The sequence below is a fragment of the Paenisporosarcina sp. OV554 genome, assembly GCF_003058165.1.
Lineage (GTDB): Bacteria > Bacillota > Bacilli > Bacillales_A > Planococcaceae > Paenisporosarcina.
Genome location: NZ_QBUC01000021.1, coordinates 1 through 16463 on the forward strand (window position 1 = coordinate 1; position 16463 = coordinate 16463).

The window sequence follows — 16463 nt, forward strand, 5'->3', positions numbered from 1 at the left end:
GTAACAAAAGTGTCTTTACATCCATTTTCTATTCCCTCCAATTTAATCCCTTTAATAGATAATCCCTTTGGTCAAAATTCATTTGCGGCGTGTTGTAGATAGCTCACTAATTAAGGTGTCATGCCAATTCCTTGTTCAATTAAACTGGCCCTTTAACGGAACAATGAACGTTCCTTTATTTGGAAAATTCTGATAACCTTAGTTTACCATAGGTTGTGTTAACTGGGAAAGAACAACTGTCTAAAACCATTTTGGTTATCGTAAAGTTATCTTTTATATGTTTGATGGTGTCTAAGGATTGGAACCAGCTCAAATAATGGTGTTCTGCTTCAATGCATTTTGGCACATAAAACGAGTTACAAATGGGACGGAGAAAAAATCTGTAAAAATGTAGAATGAAAAACGAACAAAAACAACGGTTTTTTAAAGTTACTTCCGAGTCGATATGTTATGTCAACCTAGGGTGCATACGTGATACAATCCAGCTGAGCATTTGAATTGAGGTTTACGAACGAATCATCTAGTTTCTTTTTCAACTAATAGGCAGGTTATTTTAACAAGAAGGTATCCAGTCAATTGAAAGAAGGGGATTTAATGAGAAAATATGTACTTCTTAAAGAAGTAGTAGATAAGATATGTAAAGTAATGATATATGAGTCATTTGAAGATGTTGCTGTGTACTTATATGACTCCATAAGCGATACTTCTTGTTTTGCGGATTTTTCATTTGAAACAATAGAAGAGGCAGAGAAGTACTGTAAAGAATTAGGAATTAGAGATATAGATTGGTGTTTTATTGATGATCCATTGGAAGGTTGTAAACACGACTTAATTGGATATCACTAGATTTTCTTCTTAAACTATCGGGGCAGGATTGTTAGTAACGAAGAAAGAGAAGGAGAAGATGTAAATGGAAAAAGTAAAAAAGTTTTTACGCTCACTCATCTTTAAAAATTACGATGAATTTGCAATAGTTTTAGGCTACACAGATTGGAAAGTTGCCGACGAAAACACGTTTTATGTTTATCGAATAGAACCAGATGCAGGTTGGCATGTGACAGAACTCCCTAATAAAAAGTGGGCAGTTTGGAATGATGAAGGACAACCCCCATATTCTATCAAGGTATTTGCAACGTGGTACGAAGCGATTGGGCAACTTCGAAAGTTATTTGAGGAAAAGGGATTACCAGAGGAATACTGGATGCCTGAAGGATTTGATGAGAATGAAAATGTATTTATGAAAGAACCTGACAGAGATAAAAAAATGTAAACATGATGTGAATAAAGTTTTTATGAACCTAGTTGGATACTTCCCAATTGTGGTGTTATGTCAACCTAGGATGTATGAGAGATGTATGCTGGTTCAGTGATTGAATCGATATTTAACGGACGGATCATCCCGTTACCACTTCAATTTATTGGAGATTTTAGTTTCATGTAGTGGAGGTACGGTTAAAAGGTATTAATTCTTTCATTACTTAATTAGGAAAGTTAAAATAAGCATTACACTATTTAATAAAGGAGGATACCAATGGTAAGTATGTCTGCTACTATTTTTACCCGGAAAAATATCGCTGACAGCGAAGTTGCCGAGGCAATTCTCAATATAATGTCCGTCGCTGGTTTTACTCCAGAGAAAATTGGATTGTTTGAACCCCTTAAAACGACATTTACAAAACAAGAATTTATAAGAATGTGGTTGGATGAAAGCCCAGGCTGTTACGACGAAGAAGTGGGGATGACTGGAACAGCTGGGGGAATGATTGCAAAGATAAAAAAACCAAACTTTTCTCTATATGTTAGTTGGTGGGATTGCCCTGACAAAAAGAGTTTCAACACGCTGGACTTCTACTTTACAAAACAAACATTCAAAAGCCATCGTTCCGATATAGAAAAATTGTTTAAAGACTCATTGGCAGTGACAAATGGGTTTTATGGCTATATATCTGAAAGTAATGTTGAAGATCGTCAACATGTAACTGGAACACTAAAAACCAGACTTCCTGGAATTTTCTGGTGCAACTATTTTGGGGAATCATTTTTAAACTTTTTTGGTAAAGAGAAAATTCAAAAATACCCTTGGTGGAAGGTTGAAAAGGGACACAATAATGGCCAATATTTATATTTAACTGAAAGCCCATTAGACGAACTTCTTAGAGACGCTTCTTATGAACGAAAAGCTAAGAAATACTTAGGTGAGACTTCTTTTGGGGACGAAGATCAATATAGAAAAAAACCGGATATTATACAAGTGAAATCTGTTCCACCTATGTAAAGATAAAATACTTAGTGTCGGATAGGTTACTGAACTTAGATTGTTGAACGAGTTCTTGAACATTAATGAAAGAGTTAACCCTCACAAAACACTGTAAATATAGAGTGTTCATTAACTCCTGAGTTTAGTTACATAGACGCTTAAAAGTAGCAAAATCCAAATATGGACGATGAGTAAAGGTTTTTTAAAGATCATTTGGATATTTATGTTAAAATTAACATAGAAATGTGAAGGTTTCTATTTAAATTAAGTAGCACGCACTTTAGTTAAAGAAAGCTTTGCCGCAAATGAACTAAATTTTAGGTAATGAAATATAGAAAAGGGGAATGTCACAATGAAATTAGCGGAAGCTCTAATTTTACGTACTGATTGCCAAAAGAGAATAGAGCAATTAAAAAATCGATTAATTCAAAATGCAAAGATACAAGAAGGCGAATCTCCAAATGAGGATCCGAAAGAATTAGAAAAAGAACTAACTAATTTGTTAAGTCAATTAAAGCATCTTATTAAAAGAATTAACCGAACAAATTTGCAAACACCATTTAATACAAATCAATCACTGGCAGATGCTTTAACTGAACGTGAAATACTGGGACAAGAAAGAAAAATTTATAGTGAGTTACTTGAACAAGCTTCTTTGCGTCAAGACCGTTACTCTAGGTCAGAAATTAAATTCATAACAACAATCAATGTAAAAGAGACACAAAATTATGTTGATGAGTTGTCTCGAAAATATAGATTGTTTGATACGAAAATTCAAGAATTAAATTGGCTTACAAACTTAGTGGAATAAATTTAATAGTCGGTAACGAAATGAAAAGGCGAGTACAAAACCCACCAACGGGTAAAGTTGGCTTCAGCAAGGGTTTCGGGGTAACCCTAGAGGTTCAAGTCCTCTTTTGACAAGTTATACCCATTACTTTTACATGAGTATATAATAATTATACAAATTACAACCATGTACTGATTTTCATTTCGTGAGGGTGGGTAAGGGGACTAGATTTATTTAAGTTTTTATATATTTCTCATCTTGTTTAACTAACGCTTGCTTTACGTCACTAGGAGTAAAGCTTTTTTCATATTCAACTAACGGGGCAGGTTAGTTGAAGAAGAAGTGGGCTTAATATTATGAAGAATATGTAATAAAGGAGGCGATGAAAATGATAGGGAAATATAAAGGGGAAATTAACGAAATAGTTTACAATCACACTGTTTACTACAATGGGAAATATAGATATTACCCAACCATTACAGAGTTAAAAGGAATATTAGATGAGATTATTAGTTCTGATTCAACTACCGAATACATTAGGATTACACCATTCTATAAAAATGAAGAAGTAGATATGCAAATTGAATTCGAGGAATTTAAGTTTTATATAGAATGTAGAGATTGGTTTGATGAGAAAATTCAAGAGATGCACATCTTAGATTGTCTCGATCCCATTGATACCCAAAGAACACTTAATAATTTAAGATTAGGGGCAATTTTATATCCTTTATGTAAGAATAATGATGTGGATTCTTATCAAAAAGCACTTAAAAAATATAAAGAATCTTTAAGGGAAATCATGCCTCAAATGATGGGAATTGCAAAATCAGAAATGGAATTAAAAGAAGAACATTTGCCTTTTGGATATTTCTGCTTTGAAATTCATAGTGGGTAATACGTTGTTCAACTAACGGGTGCTTTAGTTGATTAAGCAACCCAAAGAGAAATCACCTTTCTAAAAACAACTGAGCCCAATTCATATGCGAATTTGGGCTCAGTTGTATTTTGATATTTAAATTTTGAACTGGATAACTGAACAGGTCACTATTTTAATACACTTGCTCTTTTTCTTGTATTGGAATACTCCTCATGTATCGCTTTAACGCAAATGACCCACCATTCTTGGAACGCCCAGAACCCTTGATATATAAAGGTTTTAGGCGTTTTTGTTAGTAATGAAAATGATTTATCATTAAGTGAAGTAAAAGAACAATCAACCGTGTATGTAGAGATGGATGTTATAAATGGATATGCTGCACATTATAGTTATTTACACACCTCTGATGTCGGGGGATTTGTTTTCCGTGGGTTAAATTCAGAAGGGAAAGTTATATCGGTCCAATAGAATTATATACTATATCGTTTGTTCAACTAACGGGGCAGGTTAGTTGAACAAGGACCCCCCCCATTTAATTGTATAAGCTTAAGAAAAAGGTGATTTTGGTTGGAAAGCGATTCGAAGGTAAGGCAGATATTGCTTGGTGAGGAAATTGATGAACAGGAGTTTGTTGGAATAATCAATAGCATTTATAAGCAAGACTGTTATATCTATGCGATTATTCCTGAATATGAAGAGGAGTTATTTAACTTACTTTCATTTTAAAATAAGAGCATTTCTTTGTAATGAGAAATGCTTTTTATTTTTGTCAAAATTAAAAGAATATAATAATAACAATAATAATATAATTAAAAACGATATAAGTTTATTTCAAAACAATAAATTATGTGTTAAAGTCAATTTATTATTAAATCAGTGAGGTGCTTTAAATGAATGTTAAACAAGGTTCAACCACTTTCTTAAAGGTAATTATTTTTCTGATTGGGATTGCGATGCTTGCTTTATGTATCTATTGGTTGCCTGAAGCAGCCAGAAGAGACGCGATAGAGCGTCCAGGTGATTATTCGCTATATCCACTTTTGGTATGTGCATATGGAATATGTATTACGTTTTCTGTAGCGTTGTATCAAGTATTTAAACTTTTAACCTATATCGAAAAGAACAATGCTTTCTCTGAGTTATCTCTTAAATCTTTGAAGGTTATAAAAAAATGTGCTTTTACTGTCATTTTCTTCATTTTGTTAGCAATAGTTTATTTAAGGGTGCATGCTCAATTCACAGGTGACGACCCAGCAGGTCCTATATCACTAAGTCTAATGGGTATTTTAGCAACAAGTATCATCGCAGCCATTGTGGATGCACTTCAAAAGCCATTAAAAAATGTCCCAGATATTAAGTCAAAAAATGATTAACGGTTTGAGAAAATTTAATTAACGAGGTGATTTTTATGAAACAAGTTACGACACTCTTTTTAAAGCTAGCTGTTATTTTTATAGGAATCCCAGTTCTTGCATTGTGCATATTTTTAGTGCCCCATATGGCGAATTTCGCAGCAAGATCGTATCCAAATATTGGCTCAATGAAATATCTCGTTTTCATCGTGATGTATGGAGCGGCTGTGCCTTTTTACTTTGCTCTCTATCAGGCTTTCAATCTTTTACGGTACATTGACGAAAACACAGCGTTCTCGGAATTATCTGTAAAGGCGTTAAAGAACATAAAGTGCTGTGCGATTACAATCAGTGGTTTGTATGTATTAGGTTTGCCACTCTTTCATTTTATAGCGAAGAAAGTTGACCCTCCTATTGTATTAATGGGACTCATCATCATTTTTGCTTCGTTGGTTATCGCCGTTTTTGCTGCTATCCTCCAACGGCTTCTACAAGAAGCGATTAACATAAAATCAGAAAATGATTTTACGGTCTGAGGTGGAGGATATGGCAATTATTATTAATATTGATGTGATGTTAGCAAAACGAAAAATGAGCGTAACGGAGCTTTCTGAGAGGGTTGGAATTACTATGGCGAATATTTCCATTCTGAAAAATGGGAAAGCAAAAGCGGTTCGTTTTTCAACATTAGAAGCGATATGTAAGACTTTGGATTGTCAGCCGGGTGATATTTTGGAGTACAAAAGCGATGAGGACAATCAATAAAAACAGACAACAAATTTATTTAACTAACGGGAGTCGATAGAGAATTGAAGGGATAGCCATTAAGCTATCCCTTCTTTGCGTTTATTGATGTTATTTACTCAGAGAATTCCATTGAGAATTGCAAAAACACGACGTTTAAAATCAGTACGGCCGATATTGATTCCACGTGTTTCAATTAAAAAGAATGCCCTTAAATAGGGACATGTCCTTATATTTTAATTTGAAAAGCAAAAAGAATATTTTTTATAATGCTCTTTTTGCTAATCTTAATTAAACTTTTATGGCAATCTCCTGAACGATGAAAATACAGAACTCATCTGCCTTAACGTATTGACTCCATTTGATATTTTCCCTGCGGTTGTCATCATTTGATTTATATTACCCCACATACTAGGTCTCTGTGAGTAATAATCTTCTTGGGGTGGTCCGAAATTTTGACCTGGTGTAATACCTCGAGGTCCCTGAAAGGTTGGCCCAGGGTACGGTTGGAACTGTCTTGGATCCTGATATACAGGTTGGAACTGTCTTGGATCCTGATATACAGGTTGGAACTGACTTTGTTCCCAATAATTTGGTCTAGAGAACGATTGGTATGGCCATGGATTCGGATTTTGAGGATAAAATGGCATATTATTCACCTCCCTTCTTAGATAGCTCTCAAGTCTATCCCTTAGCTTGACTGATAAAGAAGTGCTTTCTTCCTGCAGAAATTTAAATGCATTTTCTAGACAGTCTAAGAATAACTACTTCCCTCCAATCTAAAAAATGAATTCTTAGAAAATGCCATGAATAACCGTGAACTGCATTCATTATGATGAAAATGACAAAACAGCAATTATTGAAAAGAAAACCCTGCTTCAATGTGTACGTAACTCTTTATCATATGAAAAAATCAAATCCTTGACTGGACAAACTTATGGGTAAAAGAAAAATTACCCTTTTAATTAGATCTCTGCATTCACGAGGGGGAATTCTAGCTTCAAGCTAAGAATAAGTGAGGAAATGAAGAATGATGGGATATCGTAATCGAAACCGTAAAGGCTGACACATACAAGGGCTGCCAGTAATAATTCCGCTATTAAGAACCTTATTACATCGAAGTCAAAACCAAGTTTGAAAAGTAAGTAAACTATTTGAATATTTTTGACTACGAGTACAACTGCCAGTGCAATAAATACTGTTAACTGACTTAAATCTTTTCTCTAACTCTTTTTTTATTCTTCTTCACGAACTCAGAAAATGTCTGAAGGACTTCTTCTCTTTGTTCAATAGTATATTCTTCAATTCCAAAGTACTTTTCAGCCAGAGCAATTTGCCGTGTAGAATCAATGCCAACATGTAACAATGTCGGCAGAAGGTCTAAATCAATCCACGACTTGGTACTGGGTCCTCTGAACAATACATAGGAAATGAACTGTACGGAAAATCCACTAGATGCTAGACCACCGGCTTCTTCGTAACAATCGGATTACGGTTGAAATAACTGCTGACGGCGAGAACTGCGAAAGGCCAGTCTGTTACTTTCGAGTAATATCGTTTTTCATAAATAAGCTGACATGGAGATATTTTTTTGAATAATAATCACTATAACTCCGATTGATACGTACCCAAGATGCACAGATACCAAAGGGGAAAAGGTGCCCCCCACAAGAGATGACAGATTTGTTAAACCGAAATTCTTCAGTTTAGCGTTTCTAACCATATTACATAATTCTCATATTCTTTCCGATATATGGTAAGATAAAGAGTGGTCCTTTTCAATAAGACAAATTGATTTTTTGCCAAAGTAAGAGATAAGAGATTTAATTCATTAAAAATTATATTATTTCATAAAAGGAGTTTTACTATTTATACAATTGGATTCGTAATAAGTCATAAGAACAATGAAAAAAGAAGAGCGATACTACCAAAGGACTTACCGAAAATAACATTTGTTGGACAGTTATTTTTTGAAGAGGGATATGGTATTGATTTAGGCTATTCTGATGAAGAATATGCAACTCATGGGGTACATATCGTTTCTAGAGATCGTGTATTGGAGTGTGACGCGATTGTCGATGTTAAATTAGGTGATGCTGATTATTTTGAAAAGTTGCCACCTGGCAAACTGTTGATCGGCTGGGCACATGCAGTTCAAGATATTAAATTCACAGATGCAGTATTAGCAGGAAATCATACAGTTATTGCCTGGGAAGAAATGTTTGATGGCGGAAGATATATCTTTTATCGGAATAGAGAAATTGCTGGAGAAGCTGCTATATTACAAGCTTATCAATACTGTGGCAAGATGCCCTATGAAACTAATGTTGCGATACTAGGGAATGGCCACACTGCAAAAGGGGCTCTTAGAATTCTCCATGGATTAGGCGCAAATGTTGACGTTTACGGTAGAAAATTGGAATCTCTTTTTAGAAAAAATATGAATGAATATGATGTTCTAGTGAACTGCGTTATGTGGGATACAAGCAGAACAGATAGAATTATATATAAAGAAGATTTAAAACACCTTAAAAAGGGTGCGATGATTGTAGACGTAAGTTGTGATCCTAATTTAGAAATTGAGACTTCTCGTCCTTCAAGCATCGATGATCCAGTCTATAGTGTTGATGGAGTTATACATTATACAGTTGATAATACGCCTGCAATGTTTCCACATACAGTTTCAAAAGTTTTAAGCGAAGAGTTTTGCACAATGGTAGATATGCTCTCTGAGGGGACTTGGTCGGATATGATTCATGACGCAATTGTCATCGACAAAGGCCATATCCTTGATAAGCATATTACAGAATTCAGAGAAGCTAGAGGCTTGTTAGTTAAATAAACATTGAGTTCCTGTGTCATAAAATTTTCTAATATTTTGACTGTAAGTGTTTTTAGGTTAGAATGTCCGTTGGAGACCGTCAAAACTATATAGGAAATCTAGCAGTATCCGAAGTTGTGGCCGAAATGGATGAAATAACAACATCAAAAGAAGTCGAAGAAATTACCTTTTGAACCTCCTGAAACACACAGGAGGAAGACGGTGCTAATTCCTTCTGGGACTTCAAGTTGCCACTCAAAGCTAAATGAAAAATCCAGAAGCGTCCAATTGCAAATTCGGACGCTTTTTATTATTTTCCAAGAAGGTTTGTTCATAAATTAACAGAAATTACTTACATGTAAGGATTTATTTCGGGATGGCTATTTGCGAACAGCTGCGGTTTCGATTGATGAAATGCTCACCGATCAAAATAAGGATGATGTGAGTGTGACGATTTTCATCACGGGAGAGAAGCTCATGAATGAAGGAAGCACATATTCCTAGTACAAACTTGACTATGAAGTAGGCTATGAAAACGGACAGCTGAAACTCCTGTCCAGCACTGTCACTTTTCCCCGGGGGAAATAGACGGTCGAAGAAGACTAAAAATTCATTTCGCCCGTCTTTGCCGTTCATTTAGTAGTGTTGAGGAGGGGAATTCGACCCATCTGTGAGACACGAATCGGAGAATAACAGAACCTGAAATAGGTTCAGCCTCCTATTTTGGAATTTGCTATATAGTCAGAAAGTTTCAAAAAGAGTATACTAGACTAATTGAAGAATTAATGATAACAAAAGGTGTGTATCCGTGAAGCATTTTAAACAAGATAGAAACCAAAAACTATATTACCTCACCGCATTTGTTTCCACCGTTCTGATGGTGATTGGAATTTTGTTCTTCAATCCGAGATCTGAAGAGACAGATCTCGGATACATTTTTCATTGTGCATTAGTCGTATTATTGTCAGCGAGTTTGTTTATTTATCCGAGGTATGGAAGCCACTTTTTTAGAAAGATCATTATTACAATCGCCTCTATTTTCTTTTATATGCTTTTCTTTTTATATCCTGATACATGGTCTTCTTTTACGTTGCTATGTTTTATTCCGGCGTTTTCAATCTTGTTTTTCGATTCGAAGCTGTTTTATTTTTCTTTTGTTTTTAATGTACTGTTGATCACTTCGACGTTCATTTATATTATGTTCTTTGACCAGGGGAATGATTTTGCGCATATCAAGCAGGACTTATTCGGGAATATCAACAATTTCATGGGGACACAAGTCATTCTCTATTTCATTTTTCATTTATCTTCTGAAAGAATCAAAAAACAGCAAATGTTTTTTGAAAAGTTGCAGCAATCAGAGAAACTGAAAACAACCGGCCAATTAGCAGCCGCAGTCGCACATGAAATACGAAATCCCCTTACGGTCGTAAAGGGATTATTGCAGTTTTATGAGATAAACAACTCATTCAGCAAGGAAGGGAAAATGCACTTATCTTTGATGATTGATGAGCTGAAGACGGCGGAACATGTCTTATCCCAATTTTTGTCTATAGCAAAACCGGATGAACATCAACACATGGAAACCGTTAATGTCCGGGATGCCTTGCAAAGTGTGACAGGTTTGCTCATGTCCTATGGACTTTACCATCAAAATAAGATTGACTTGCAAGTAGACGAAGACCTATACATAGCGGCCAATACCATTGAATTTAAACAATTATTCATGAACTTAGTGAAAAATGCAATTGAAGTTTCTACTAAAGATGATTCTGTCATAATCAGGGCAGAGCAGCAAAAAAACAAAGAAATTGAAATAAAAGTAATTGATTCAGGTTTTGGCATGTCAGAAGAACAGGTACAAGCCTTGGGTACTCCATTTTACTCATTAAAAAGTAAAGGGACAGGACTCGGGCTCATGATCTGCTTTAATATTGTTGAAAAATACAAAGGAACAATCAAGTTCCAGAGTGCGGTGAATCAAGGTACTACTGTGACTGTACGGTTTCCTATGAATTTCTGAACGCTCAGGTGAATTAATTAAAAGCAGGAAGCACGAGGTAAAATCACCTAGTGCTTCCTGTCTTTGTTTTGAATATAACTATAACTATATGGATAACTTACATACCGATATTTTAATTCAATGCAAGGTGATGAAGTATAAAAACATGTACCGTTGTAAGAAAAAGATTTTGAGACTACAACTAGTACAAAGGAGTCAACGTAAACAATACAGAAATTGCATGTTCGGGCGCTTATTTTATGCAAGGGAATCCAAATCCTTTTTTCATTAACCTAAACGATTCTATCAATAGTATTGGAATTATCTGAAATTTCCTACATGGATAGAATAGATAAAAATGAAGAGAGCGTTTATGTTTGTGATGGTTTAGTCAAAGGCGTACAAAATCTTAAAGACTTCACTTTTGTCGATCAACAATTTATTGATTCAATCGATCCCACCATATTTAAAGTATTTGTCTATGAACCACCGTATAAAAAAGGACAACTTCTTCGAAAGAAAAAATCGTTTAAAATGGAGAAGAAGGTACCCGGTGAAGATAAACAATAAAATAAAAAAGGAATGAACTATATGAATATAACTTATGAAATTATCGATGAACAGATCGAGTGTTGCAGAGATATTTGCAATGAACTCATGGTCTTTCAAAAGTCGAAAGCATACATAAAACCGGAACTGTTTGACAACATGAATTTTGATACACGGATGATTCCTTCAATAGAAAATGCCCTTCACAATTATATTGTGATAGTTAAAGATGATGATAAAGTAGTTGGTTATGTCTATTCAAATATCTCTCCCAAAGAAGCATATTCAAATGAATTTGCCACTTTTTTTGACTTGTCTTCAGTTTGCAGAAACAATGTAGGTTGTTTATCCCAATTTTATATAAAAGAAGAATACAGACAATATGGGATTGGCTCAAAGCTTTTCACTATGTCGATGGAGTGGTTGAAGCAATTTGACGATGTCGGAGATTATTTTATCTTTGTCTCTAATGGCAATGACAGCGCCTTGGAGTTTTATAAAGGTAAAGGTTTTGGTGTCAGTCATGACATATTAGATGGGTTTATTACTGTTTTACGAACCAAAAAGCAGTTTTAATCAAACCATACAGGTAACGAATGATGCTTTTACCAAACACAAAACACTTAAACGGTAAGGTTACAGGAGAGCGAAGGAGGCAAAAATGCAAACAAGAAAATAAACGAGCAATGTGACAGAGTCACATTGCTCGTTTATTTCATTCTTTAGGATAGACGATATTGTGTGCATCAATTTCCGTCCCAGGGATTAATTATGTTTCCTCAATCTGGAACTATTGATAAAATTCTATGTCCATACTAGCGACATGTGGATCTTCCTCACCTACTTGTCGCTAGGAGAGACAATAGGTACCGCTAAAGTTCCAAACGCTTGCCAATTGGAACTTTTGTATCGATGGAATTGCATTGGATGTACAGGTTACTACTGGTAAATATAATGAAATAGTTTGGTATCTATAAGATTAGCTAGCTAGTTCGATAGTAGCAAGGACTCTTTCGTAAACTCAAATATTTCCAATGTATACTGATCCAGAGCCTCTTGATCGACTTCGTAACCGATTCCAGGAGTTGTGGGTACTTGAATATGTCCCTCAGCATCCATAGTTACTTCTGGCTTTATAATATCTTTCACCCAATAACGTGCAGAAGGAGCCGTATCTCCTGGAATTGTAAAGTTTGGTAAAGAAGTGATTGCAACGTTAAAGGCTCTTCCTATTCCAGATTCAAGCATTCCTCCGCACCACACTGGAATATTATTTTCTTGGCATAAATTATGAATTTTTATTGCTTCAGAAATACCGCCAACACGGCCGATTTTAATGTTAATAATCTTACAACTACCAAGTTCAATTGCTTTTCGTGCATCTTCTACCGAATGAATACTTTCATCTAAACAAATCGGAGTTTGAACTGCATTCTGTAAAATAGAGTGATCAATAATGTCATCATGAGCTAGAGGTTGTTCAAACATCATTAAATTCAAGCTATCCATTTCTTTAAACAATTCAAGATCATCTAAAGTGTAAGCAGAGTTAGCGTCTGCCATGACTGGTATATCGCCAAATTTTTCTCGGACACTACGAAGATATTCAATATCTTTTCCAGGTTTAATTTTAATTTTAATCTTTTTAAATCCTTGTTTTAATAATTCCTCTACTTTTTCAAGTAAGTCTTCTTTCGTTTCTTGAATCCCAATACTTACGCCAACAGTGATTTCAGATTTCTGTCCACCTATGACTTCCGCAAGAGGTTTATGTTGCGTTTTGGCATAAAGATCCCAAAGAGCACCTTCAATTGCCGATTTTGCCATGTTGTTTCTGCGAATGCGGCTAAACATTTTGTTTGCTTCATCCGGATGCTGAATATCTTTTCCAAGAATAAGAGGTAATAGGAATTCTTTTATGATTGAAAATGCAGTAGACACAGTTTCTTCACTGTAATATGGATTAGAGCTAACGACACATTCGCCATATCCTATTTGATTACCACTGTGTATTTCAGTAATGAGAAATAAACGTTCTTGTTCTGTTCCAAAACTCGTTTGGAAAGGGAATTTCAAATCCATTTTCATTTTCCGTACAACAACTTTTTCGATTAGCATATGATAACCTCCGTATGAGTTAGTAAAGATGACAAGCTACTTTGTGTCCATGTTCCATCTTTTTCATTATTGGTTCAATTTCTTTACATACGTCCATCGCAAACGGACATCTAGTGTGGAAAACACAACCACTTGGAGGATTGACTGGTGAAGGGATTTCACCAATTAATTTTATTTTTTCTCGTTTTATGAATGGATTAGGCACCGGAATTGAAGACAGTAGAGCTTTTGTATATGGATGTAACGGATTATCATATAACTCATCTGTAGGAGATTCCTCTACTAACTTGCCTAAATACATGACTCCAATTCGGTCAGAGATATGCCGAACTACACCTAAGTCATGAGAGATAAACAAGTAAGTTAAGTTGAATTCCTGCTGCATATCTTCTAATAAATTTAATACTTGAGATTGAATCGATACGTCTAACGCGGATACAGGTTCATCACAAATGATGATGCTAGGATTGATGATTAATGCCCGTGCAAGACCAATTCGTTGTCTTTGACCACCTGAAAATTCATGTGGAAAACGGTAGTAATGTTCTCTTTGAAAACCAACTTTACTTAAAATATTCATTACTTGCTCTGTACGTTCTTTTTTAGTTCCGATTTTATGGATTTTCAATGTTTCTTCTAAAATGGCCCCTATACGTTTCCTTGGATTAAGAGAGGAATAAGGATCCTGGAAAACCATCTGTAGTTCTCTTCGAATATCTCGGAGATTAGAATTCTTTAACTTATTGATATCTTGTCCACGGTAGAAAACTTCACCTTCGGTAGGTTCGATTAATCTTAGAAGAGTTCGTCCAGTAGTACTTTTTCCACATCCGGATTCTCCTACTAATCCATAGGTTTCACCTTGAATTAGACTGAAAGAGATGTCATTTACTGCTTTTACATGAGTAACAGTTTTATTAAAAGAACCTGTTATAGGAAAATATTTTTTTAAGTTTTTCACTTCTAATATAATATTTTGTGCTACTTCTATTTTAGGATCTGACTTTGTCTGACTCATTTCGGTTACCATTCATTACACCTCCTTTTTCTTGAATCTCTTTGAAATGCCAACAGCGTACTTTTCGGTCATTTTCATAAGAATCTAATTGAGGCTTCTCTGTTCTACATAAATCAGTTGCAAATTCGCAACGAGGGGCAAAACGACAACCCGCTGGAATTTGATTTAAAGTTGGAACTTTTCCTTCAATGACATAAAGCTTTTCATCACGAGGACCTTCAATATGTGGAATAGATTTTAAAAGCCCTTGGGTATATGGGTGAAGAGGGGAGGAGAAAATAGACTCCACGGAAGCTTCTTCAATTACTTGTCCCAAGTACATAACAACAACTTTCGTACAAACCTCTGCAACAACACCCAAATCATGAGTAATCATGATAGTTCCCATATTAAATTCGTCTTTTAAATCTTTAATTAAATCTAATATTTGAGATTGGATTGTTACATCTAGTGCCGTAGTTGGTTCATCTGCAATTAATAACTTTGGTTTGCAAGATAGCGCCATTGCTATCATGACACGTTGTCTCATACCGCCAGAAAGCTCATGTGGATACTCATTGACCCTTTTTTCAGGAAGCGGGATCCCAGTTAAACGTAACATGTCTACAGCTTTTTCTTCTGCTTCTTTCTTTGTTAAATTTTGATGAAGTAATAGTGCTTCAACGATTTGATTCCCAACTGTATAAACGGGATTTAGAGAACTCATTGGATCCTGAAAAATCATTGAAATATCATTTCCACGAAGTTTTTGTAGTTCACTGTATCTAAATCTTAAGATATCTTTTTCTTGAAAAAAAATATTTCCTTCATAATTTGTATGTTTTTCGTCTAAGAGACGAAGTATAGACTCTGCAGTAACGCTTTTTCCGCAACCAGATTCGCCTACAACCCCTACTGTTTCTCCTTGTTTAACAGAAAAGGATACATCATCAACGGCTGTGACACGACCATTTTCAGTATCAAAATGAACCTTTAAATTTTTCACTTCTAAAAGTAAGTCGGACATTGTATCACCACGCAGTTTTTTTATTTTTTTGCCTTAGTAGTATGTGGATCTAATAAATCTCTCAGGCCGTCTCCAAATAGATTAAGACCAAAAACGCTAAGCATGATGGCGATACCAGGGAATAGTGTCATCCACCAAGCGTTAAAAATCACCGTTTTCCCATCGTACAATAAGTTTCCCCAACTTGGATCAGGTGCAGGAATTCCAGCACCCAAGAAACTTAGTGCGGCTTCGATAATGATGGAATCCGCAAAAATGAACGTTGCTTGGACAATCAGTGGAGATAAAACATTTGTTGCTATGTTTAACCAGATTATGCGAGATGCGCTTGCACCCTGCGCCCTTAAAGCTTCGACATAGGTTTGTTCCTTTACTACCAATGCAGCAGAGCGAACCGTTCGAGCTACAGAAGGTGTAAAAACAATGACCAGAGCAATAATTACATTTTCTAATCTAGGTCCTAGTGAAGCCATAATCGCAATGGCTAATAAAATTGCTGGAAAAGCCATTAATCCATCTGAAATACGCATTAATACTCCGTCTAGTTTTTTATAGTAAGCGGAATAAAGCCCAATAATCATTCCTAAGATGGATGTTATTATCGCAACAGCAAAACCGATGATAAGAGATACTCTGGCACCGTTTACTATTCGACTAAAAAGATCTCTACCATAATTATCTGTTCCAAAAAAGTGTTCCGCACCAGGAGGTTGAAGTCGTTTCACTGGATCTAACTCATAGGGCGTAAAGGAAGTAAAGAAGGGAGAAATTATCGCGAGTAAAACAATAACAGTCATTAATATTGAACCAAATAACGCAAGTTTGTTAGAAAAAAATCTTTTCACTAACAAATCTCTATGCTTCTTTTTCATTTCGCTTTTTAATGAGTTTAATTGTTCAGTAGTTAATAAGTTTTGCACTTATGTCAA

Annotated in this window: 17 protein-coding genes; 12 read left to right on the forward strand and 5 right to left on the reverse strand. The window is 35.2% G+C overall.

The window, feature by feature from the left end; all coding sequences use genetic code 11:
- Window positions 1–594 precede the first annotated feature (594 nt).
- The 8 genes from C8K15_RS15340 to C8K15_RS15375 all read left to right on the forward strand — a co-directional run bounded on the left by C8K15_RS15340 (window position 595) and on the right by C8K15_RS15375 (window position 6041).
- Window positions 595–846 (forward strand): hypothetical protein, encoded by a 252-nt coding sequence (locus C8K15_RS15340; protein WP_108587262.1) that lies wholly within the window; start codon window positions 595–597, stop codon window positions 844–846.
- A 64-nt stretch (window positions 847–910) separates the two neighbouring features.
- Entirely contained in the window at window positions 911–1270 is a 360-nt protein-coding gene (locus C8K15_RS15345; protein WP_108587263.1) for a hypothetical protein, read from the forward strand.
- A 261-nt stretch (window positions 1271–1531) separates the two neighbouring features.
- Window positions 1532–2275, forward strand: a complete 744-nt coding sequence (locus C8K15_RS15350) for a hypothetical protein (protein ID WP_108587264.1) — start codon at window positions 1532–1534, stop codon at window positions 2273–2275.
- 334 nt (window positions 2276–2609) lie between these two features.
- A complete protein-coding gene (locus tag C8K15_RS15355) occupies window positions 2610–3068 on the forward strand; it encodes a DIP1984 family protein (RefSeq protein ID WP_108587265.1) in 459 nt (152 codons plus the stop codon).
- Between the two features lie 367 nt (window positions 3069–3435).
- Window positions 3436–3942 carry a hypothetical protein gene (locus tag C8K15_RS15360; protein ID WP_108587266.1) on the forward strand — a complete coding sequence of 169 codons (507 nt, stop codon included), beginning with the start codon at window positions 3436–3438 and terminating at the stop codon, window positions 3940–3942.
- Between the two features lie 872 nt (window positions 3943–4814).
- Window positions 4815–5297: a DUF2975 domain-containing protein gene (locus tag C8K15_RS15365; RefSeq protein ID WP_108587267.1), complete on the forward strand. Its 483-nt coding sequence runs from the start codon at window positions 4815–4817 to the stop codon at window positions 5295–5297.
- A gap of 35 nt (window positions 5298–5332) precedes the next feature.
- On the forward strand, window positions 5333–5812 hold the full coding sequence (locus tag C8K15_RS15370; protein ID WP_146173666.1) for a DUF2975 domain-containing protein: 480 nt from the start codon (window positions 5333–5335) through the stop codon (window positions 5810–5812).
- 10 nt (window positions 5813–5822) lie between these two features.
- Window positions 5823–6041: a helix-turn-helix domain-containing protein gene (locus C8K15_RS15375; protein WP_108587268.1), complete on the forward strand. Its 219-nt coding sequence runs from the start codon at window positions 5823–5825 to the stop codon at window positions 6039–6041.
- A 278-nt stretch (window positions 6042–6319) separates the two neighbouring features.
- On the opposite strand, the gene C8K15_RS15380 is transcribed toward C8K15_RS15375, so the two are convergent.
- Entirely contained in the window at window positions 6320–6670 is a 351-nt protein-coding gene (locus C8K15_RS15380; protein WP_108587269.1) for a hypothetical protein, read from the reverse strand.
- Window positions 6671–7908: 1238 nt separating this feature from the next.
- Here C8K15_RS15380 and C8K15_RS15390 point away from each other — a divergent pair.
- The 4 genes from C8K15_RS15390 to C8K15_RS15405 all read left to right on the forward strand — a co-directional run bounded on the left by C8K15_RS15390 (window position 7909) and on the right by C8K15_RS15405 (window position 11968).
- A complete protein-coding gene (locus tag C8K15_RS15390; RefSeq protein ID WP_108587271.1) occupies window positions 7909–8862 on the forward strand; it encodes a N(5)-(carboxyethyl)ornithine synthase in 954 nt (317 codons plus the stop codon).
- A gap of 1177 nt (window positions 8863–10039) precedes the next feature.
- Window positions 10040–10864: an ATP-binding protein gene (locus C8K15_RS15395; RefSeq protein WP_233260521.1), complete on the forward strand. Its 825-nt coding sequence runs from the start codon at window positions 10040–10042 to the stop codon at window positions 10862–10864.
- A gap of 318 nt (window positions 10865–11182) precedes the next feature.
- The gene (locus C8K15_RS15400; RefSeq protein WP_108587273.1) at window positions 11183–11413 is read left to right on the forward strand and encodes a hypothetical protein; all 231 of its coding nucleotides are present in this window, start codon (window positions 11183–11185) and stop codon (window positions 11411–11413) included.
- A 138-nt stretch (window positions 11414–11551) separates the two neighbouring features.
- Window positions 11552–11968 (forward strand): GNAT family N-acetyltransferase, encoded by a 417-nt coding sequence (locus C8K15_RS15405; protein WP_233260522.1) that lies wholly within the window; start codon window positions 11552–11554, stop codon window positions 11966–11968.
- Between the two features lie 411 nt (window positions 11969–12379).
- Here the strand turns inward: C8K15_RS15405 and menC are convergent, their stop codons facing one another.
- Genes menC through C8K15_RS15425 form a run of 4 tightly spaced genes read right to left on the reverse strand, consistent with a single transcriptional unit; the run spans window position 12380 to window position 16454 of the window.
- Complete coding sequence (gene menC, locus C8K15_RS15410; protein ID WP_108587275.1) at window positions 12380–13510, reverse strand: o-succinylbenzoate synthase; 1131 nt, start codon at window positions 13508–13510, stop codon at window positions 12380–12382.
- A gap of 19 nt (window positions 13511–13529) precedes the next feature.
- Window positions 13530–14540, reverse strand: coding sequence for an ABC transporter ATP-binding protein (locus C8K15_RS15415; RefSeq protein ID WP_233260523.1), 1011 nt, complete (start codon window positions 14538–14540; stop codon window positions 13530–13532).
- Window positions 14503–15534: an ABC transporter ATP-binding protein gene (locus C8K15_RS15420; protein WP_108587276.1), complete on the reverse strand. Its 1032-nt coding sequence runs from the start codon at window positions 15532–15534 to the stop codon at window positions 14503–14505. Before C8K15_RS15420 ends, C8K15_RS15415 begins: the two co-directional genes overlap by 38 nt.
- A 20-nt stretch (window positions 15535–15554) precedes the next feature.
- Window positions 15555–16454, reverse strand: a complete 900-nt coding sequence (locus tag C8K15_RS15425) for an ABC transporter permease (RefSeq protein WP_369973764.1) — start codon at window positions 16452–16454, stop codon at window positions 15555–15557.
- Between the last annotated feature and the right edge of the window lie 9 nt (window positions 16455–16463).

Bases quoted from the DNA above. Each gene is read 5' to 3' on its own strand.
- C8K15_RS15395 (WP_233260521.1), top strand. From the start codon at position 10,040: ATGTTCTTTGACCAGGGGAATGATTTTGCGCATATCAAGCAGGACTTA.
- C8K15_RS15340 (WP_108587262.1), top strand. From the start codon at position 595: ATGAGAAAATATGTACTTCTTAAAGAAGTAGTAGATAAGATATGTAAA.
- menC (WP_108587275.1), bottom strand. From the start codon at position 13,510: ATGCTAATCGAAAAAGTTGTTGTACGGAAAATGAAAATGGATTTGAAA.
- C8K15_RS15355 (WP_108587265.1), top strand. From the start codon at position 2,610: ATGAAATTAGCGGAAGCTCTAATTTTACGTACTGATTGCCAAAAGAGA.
- C8K15_RS15370 (WP_146173666.1), top strand. From the start codon at position 5,333: ATGAAACAAGTTACGACACTCTTTTTAAAGCTAGCTGTTATTTTTATA.
- C8K15_RS15405 (WP_233260522.1), top strand. From the start codon at position 11,552: ATGAATTTTGATACACGGATGATTCCTTCAATAGAAAATGCCCTTCAC.
- C8K15_RS15420 (WP_108587276.1), bottom strand. From the start codon at position 15,534: ATGTCCGACTTACTTTTAGAAGTGAAAAATTTAAAGGTTCATTTTGAT.
- C8K15_RS15380 (WP_108587269.1), bottom strand. From the start codon at position 6,670: ATGCCATTTTATCCTCAAAATCCGAATCCATGGCCATACCAATCGTTC.
- C8K15_RS15365 (WP_108587267.1), top strand. From the start codon at position 4,815: ATGAATGTTAAACAAGGTTCAACCACTTTCTTAAAGGTAATTATTTTT.
- C8K15_RS15400 (WP_108587273.1), top strand. From the start codon at position 11,183: ATGGATAGAATAGATAAAAATGAAGAGAGCGTTTATGTTTGTGATGGT.
- C8K15_RS15350 (WP_108587264.1), top strand. From the start codon at position 1,532: ATGGTAAGTATGTCTGCTACTATTTTTACCCGGAAAAATATCGCTGAC.
- C8K15_RS15360 (WP_108587266.1), top strand. From the start codon at position 3,436: ATGATAGGGAAATATAAAGGGGAAATTAACGAAATAGTTTACAATCAC.
- C8K15_RS15375 (WP_108587268.1), top strand. From the start codon at position 5,823: ATGGCAATTATTATTAATATTGATGTGATGTTAGCAAAACGAAAAATG.
- C8K15_RS15415 (WP_233260523.1), bottom strand. From the start codon at position 14,540: ATGGTAACCGAAATGAGTCAGACAAAGTCAGATCCTAAAATAGAAGTA.
- C8K15_RS15345 (WP_108587263.1), top strand. From the start codon at position 911: ATGGAAAAAGTAAAAAAGTTTTTACGCTCACTCATCTTTAAAAATTAC.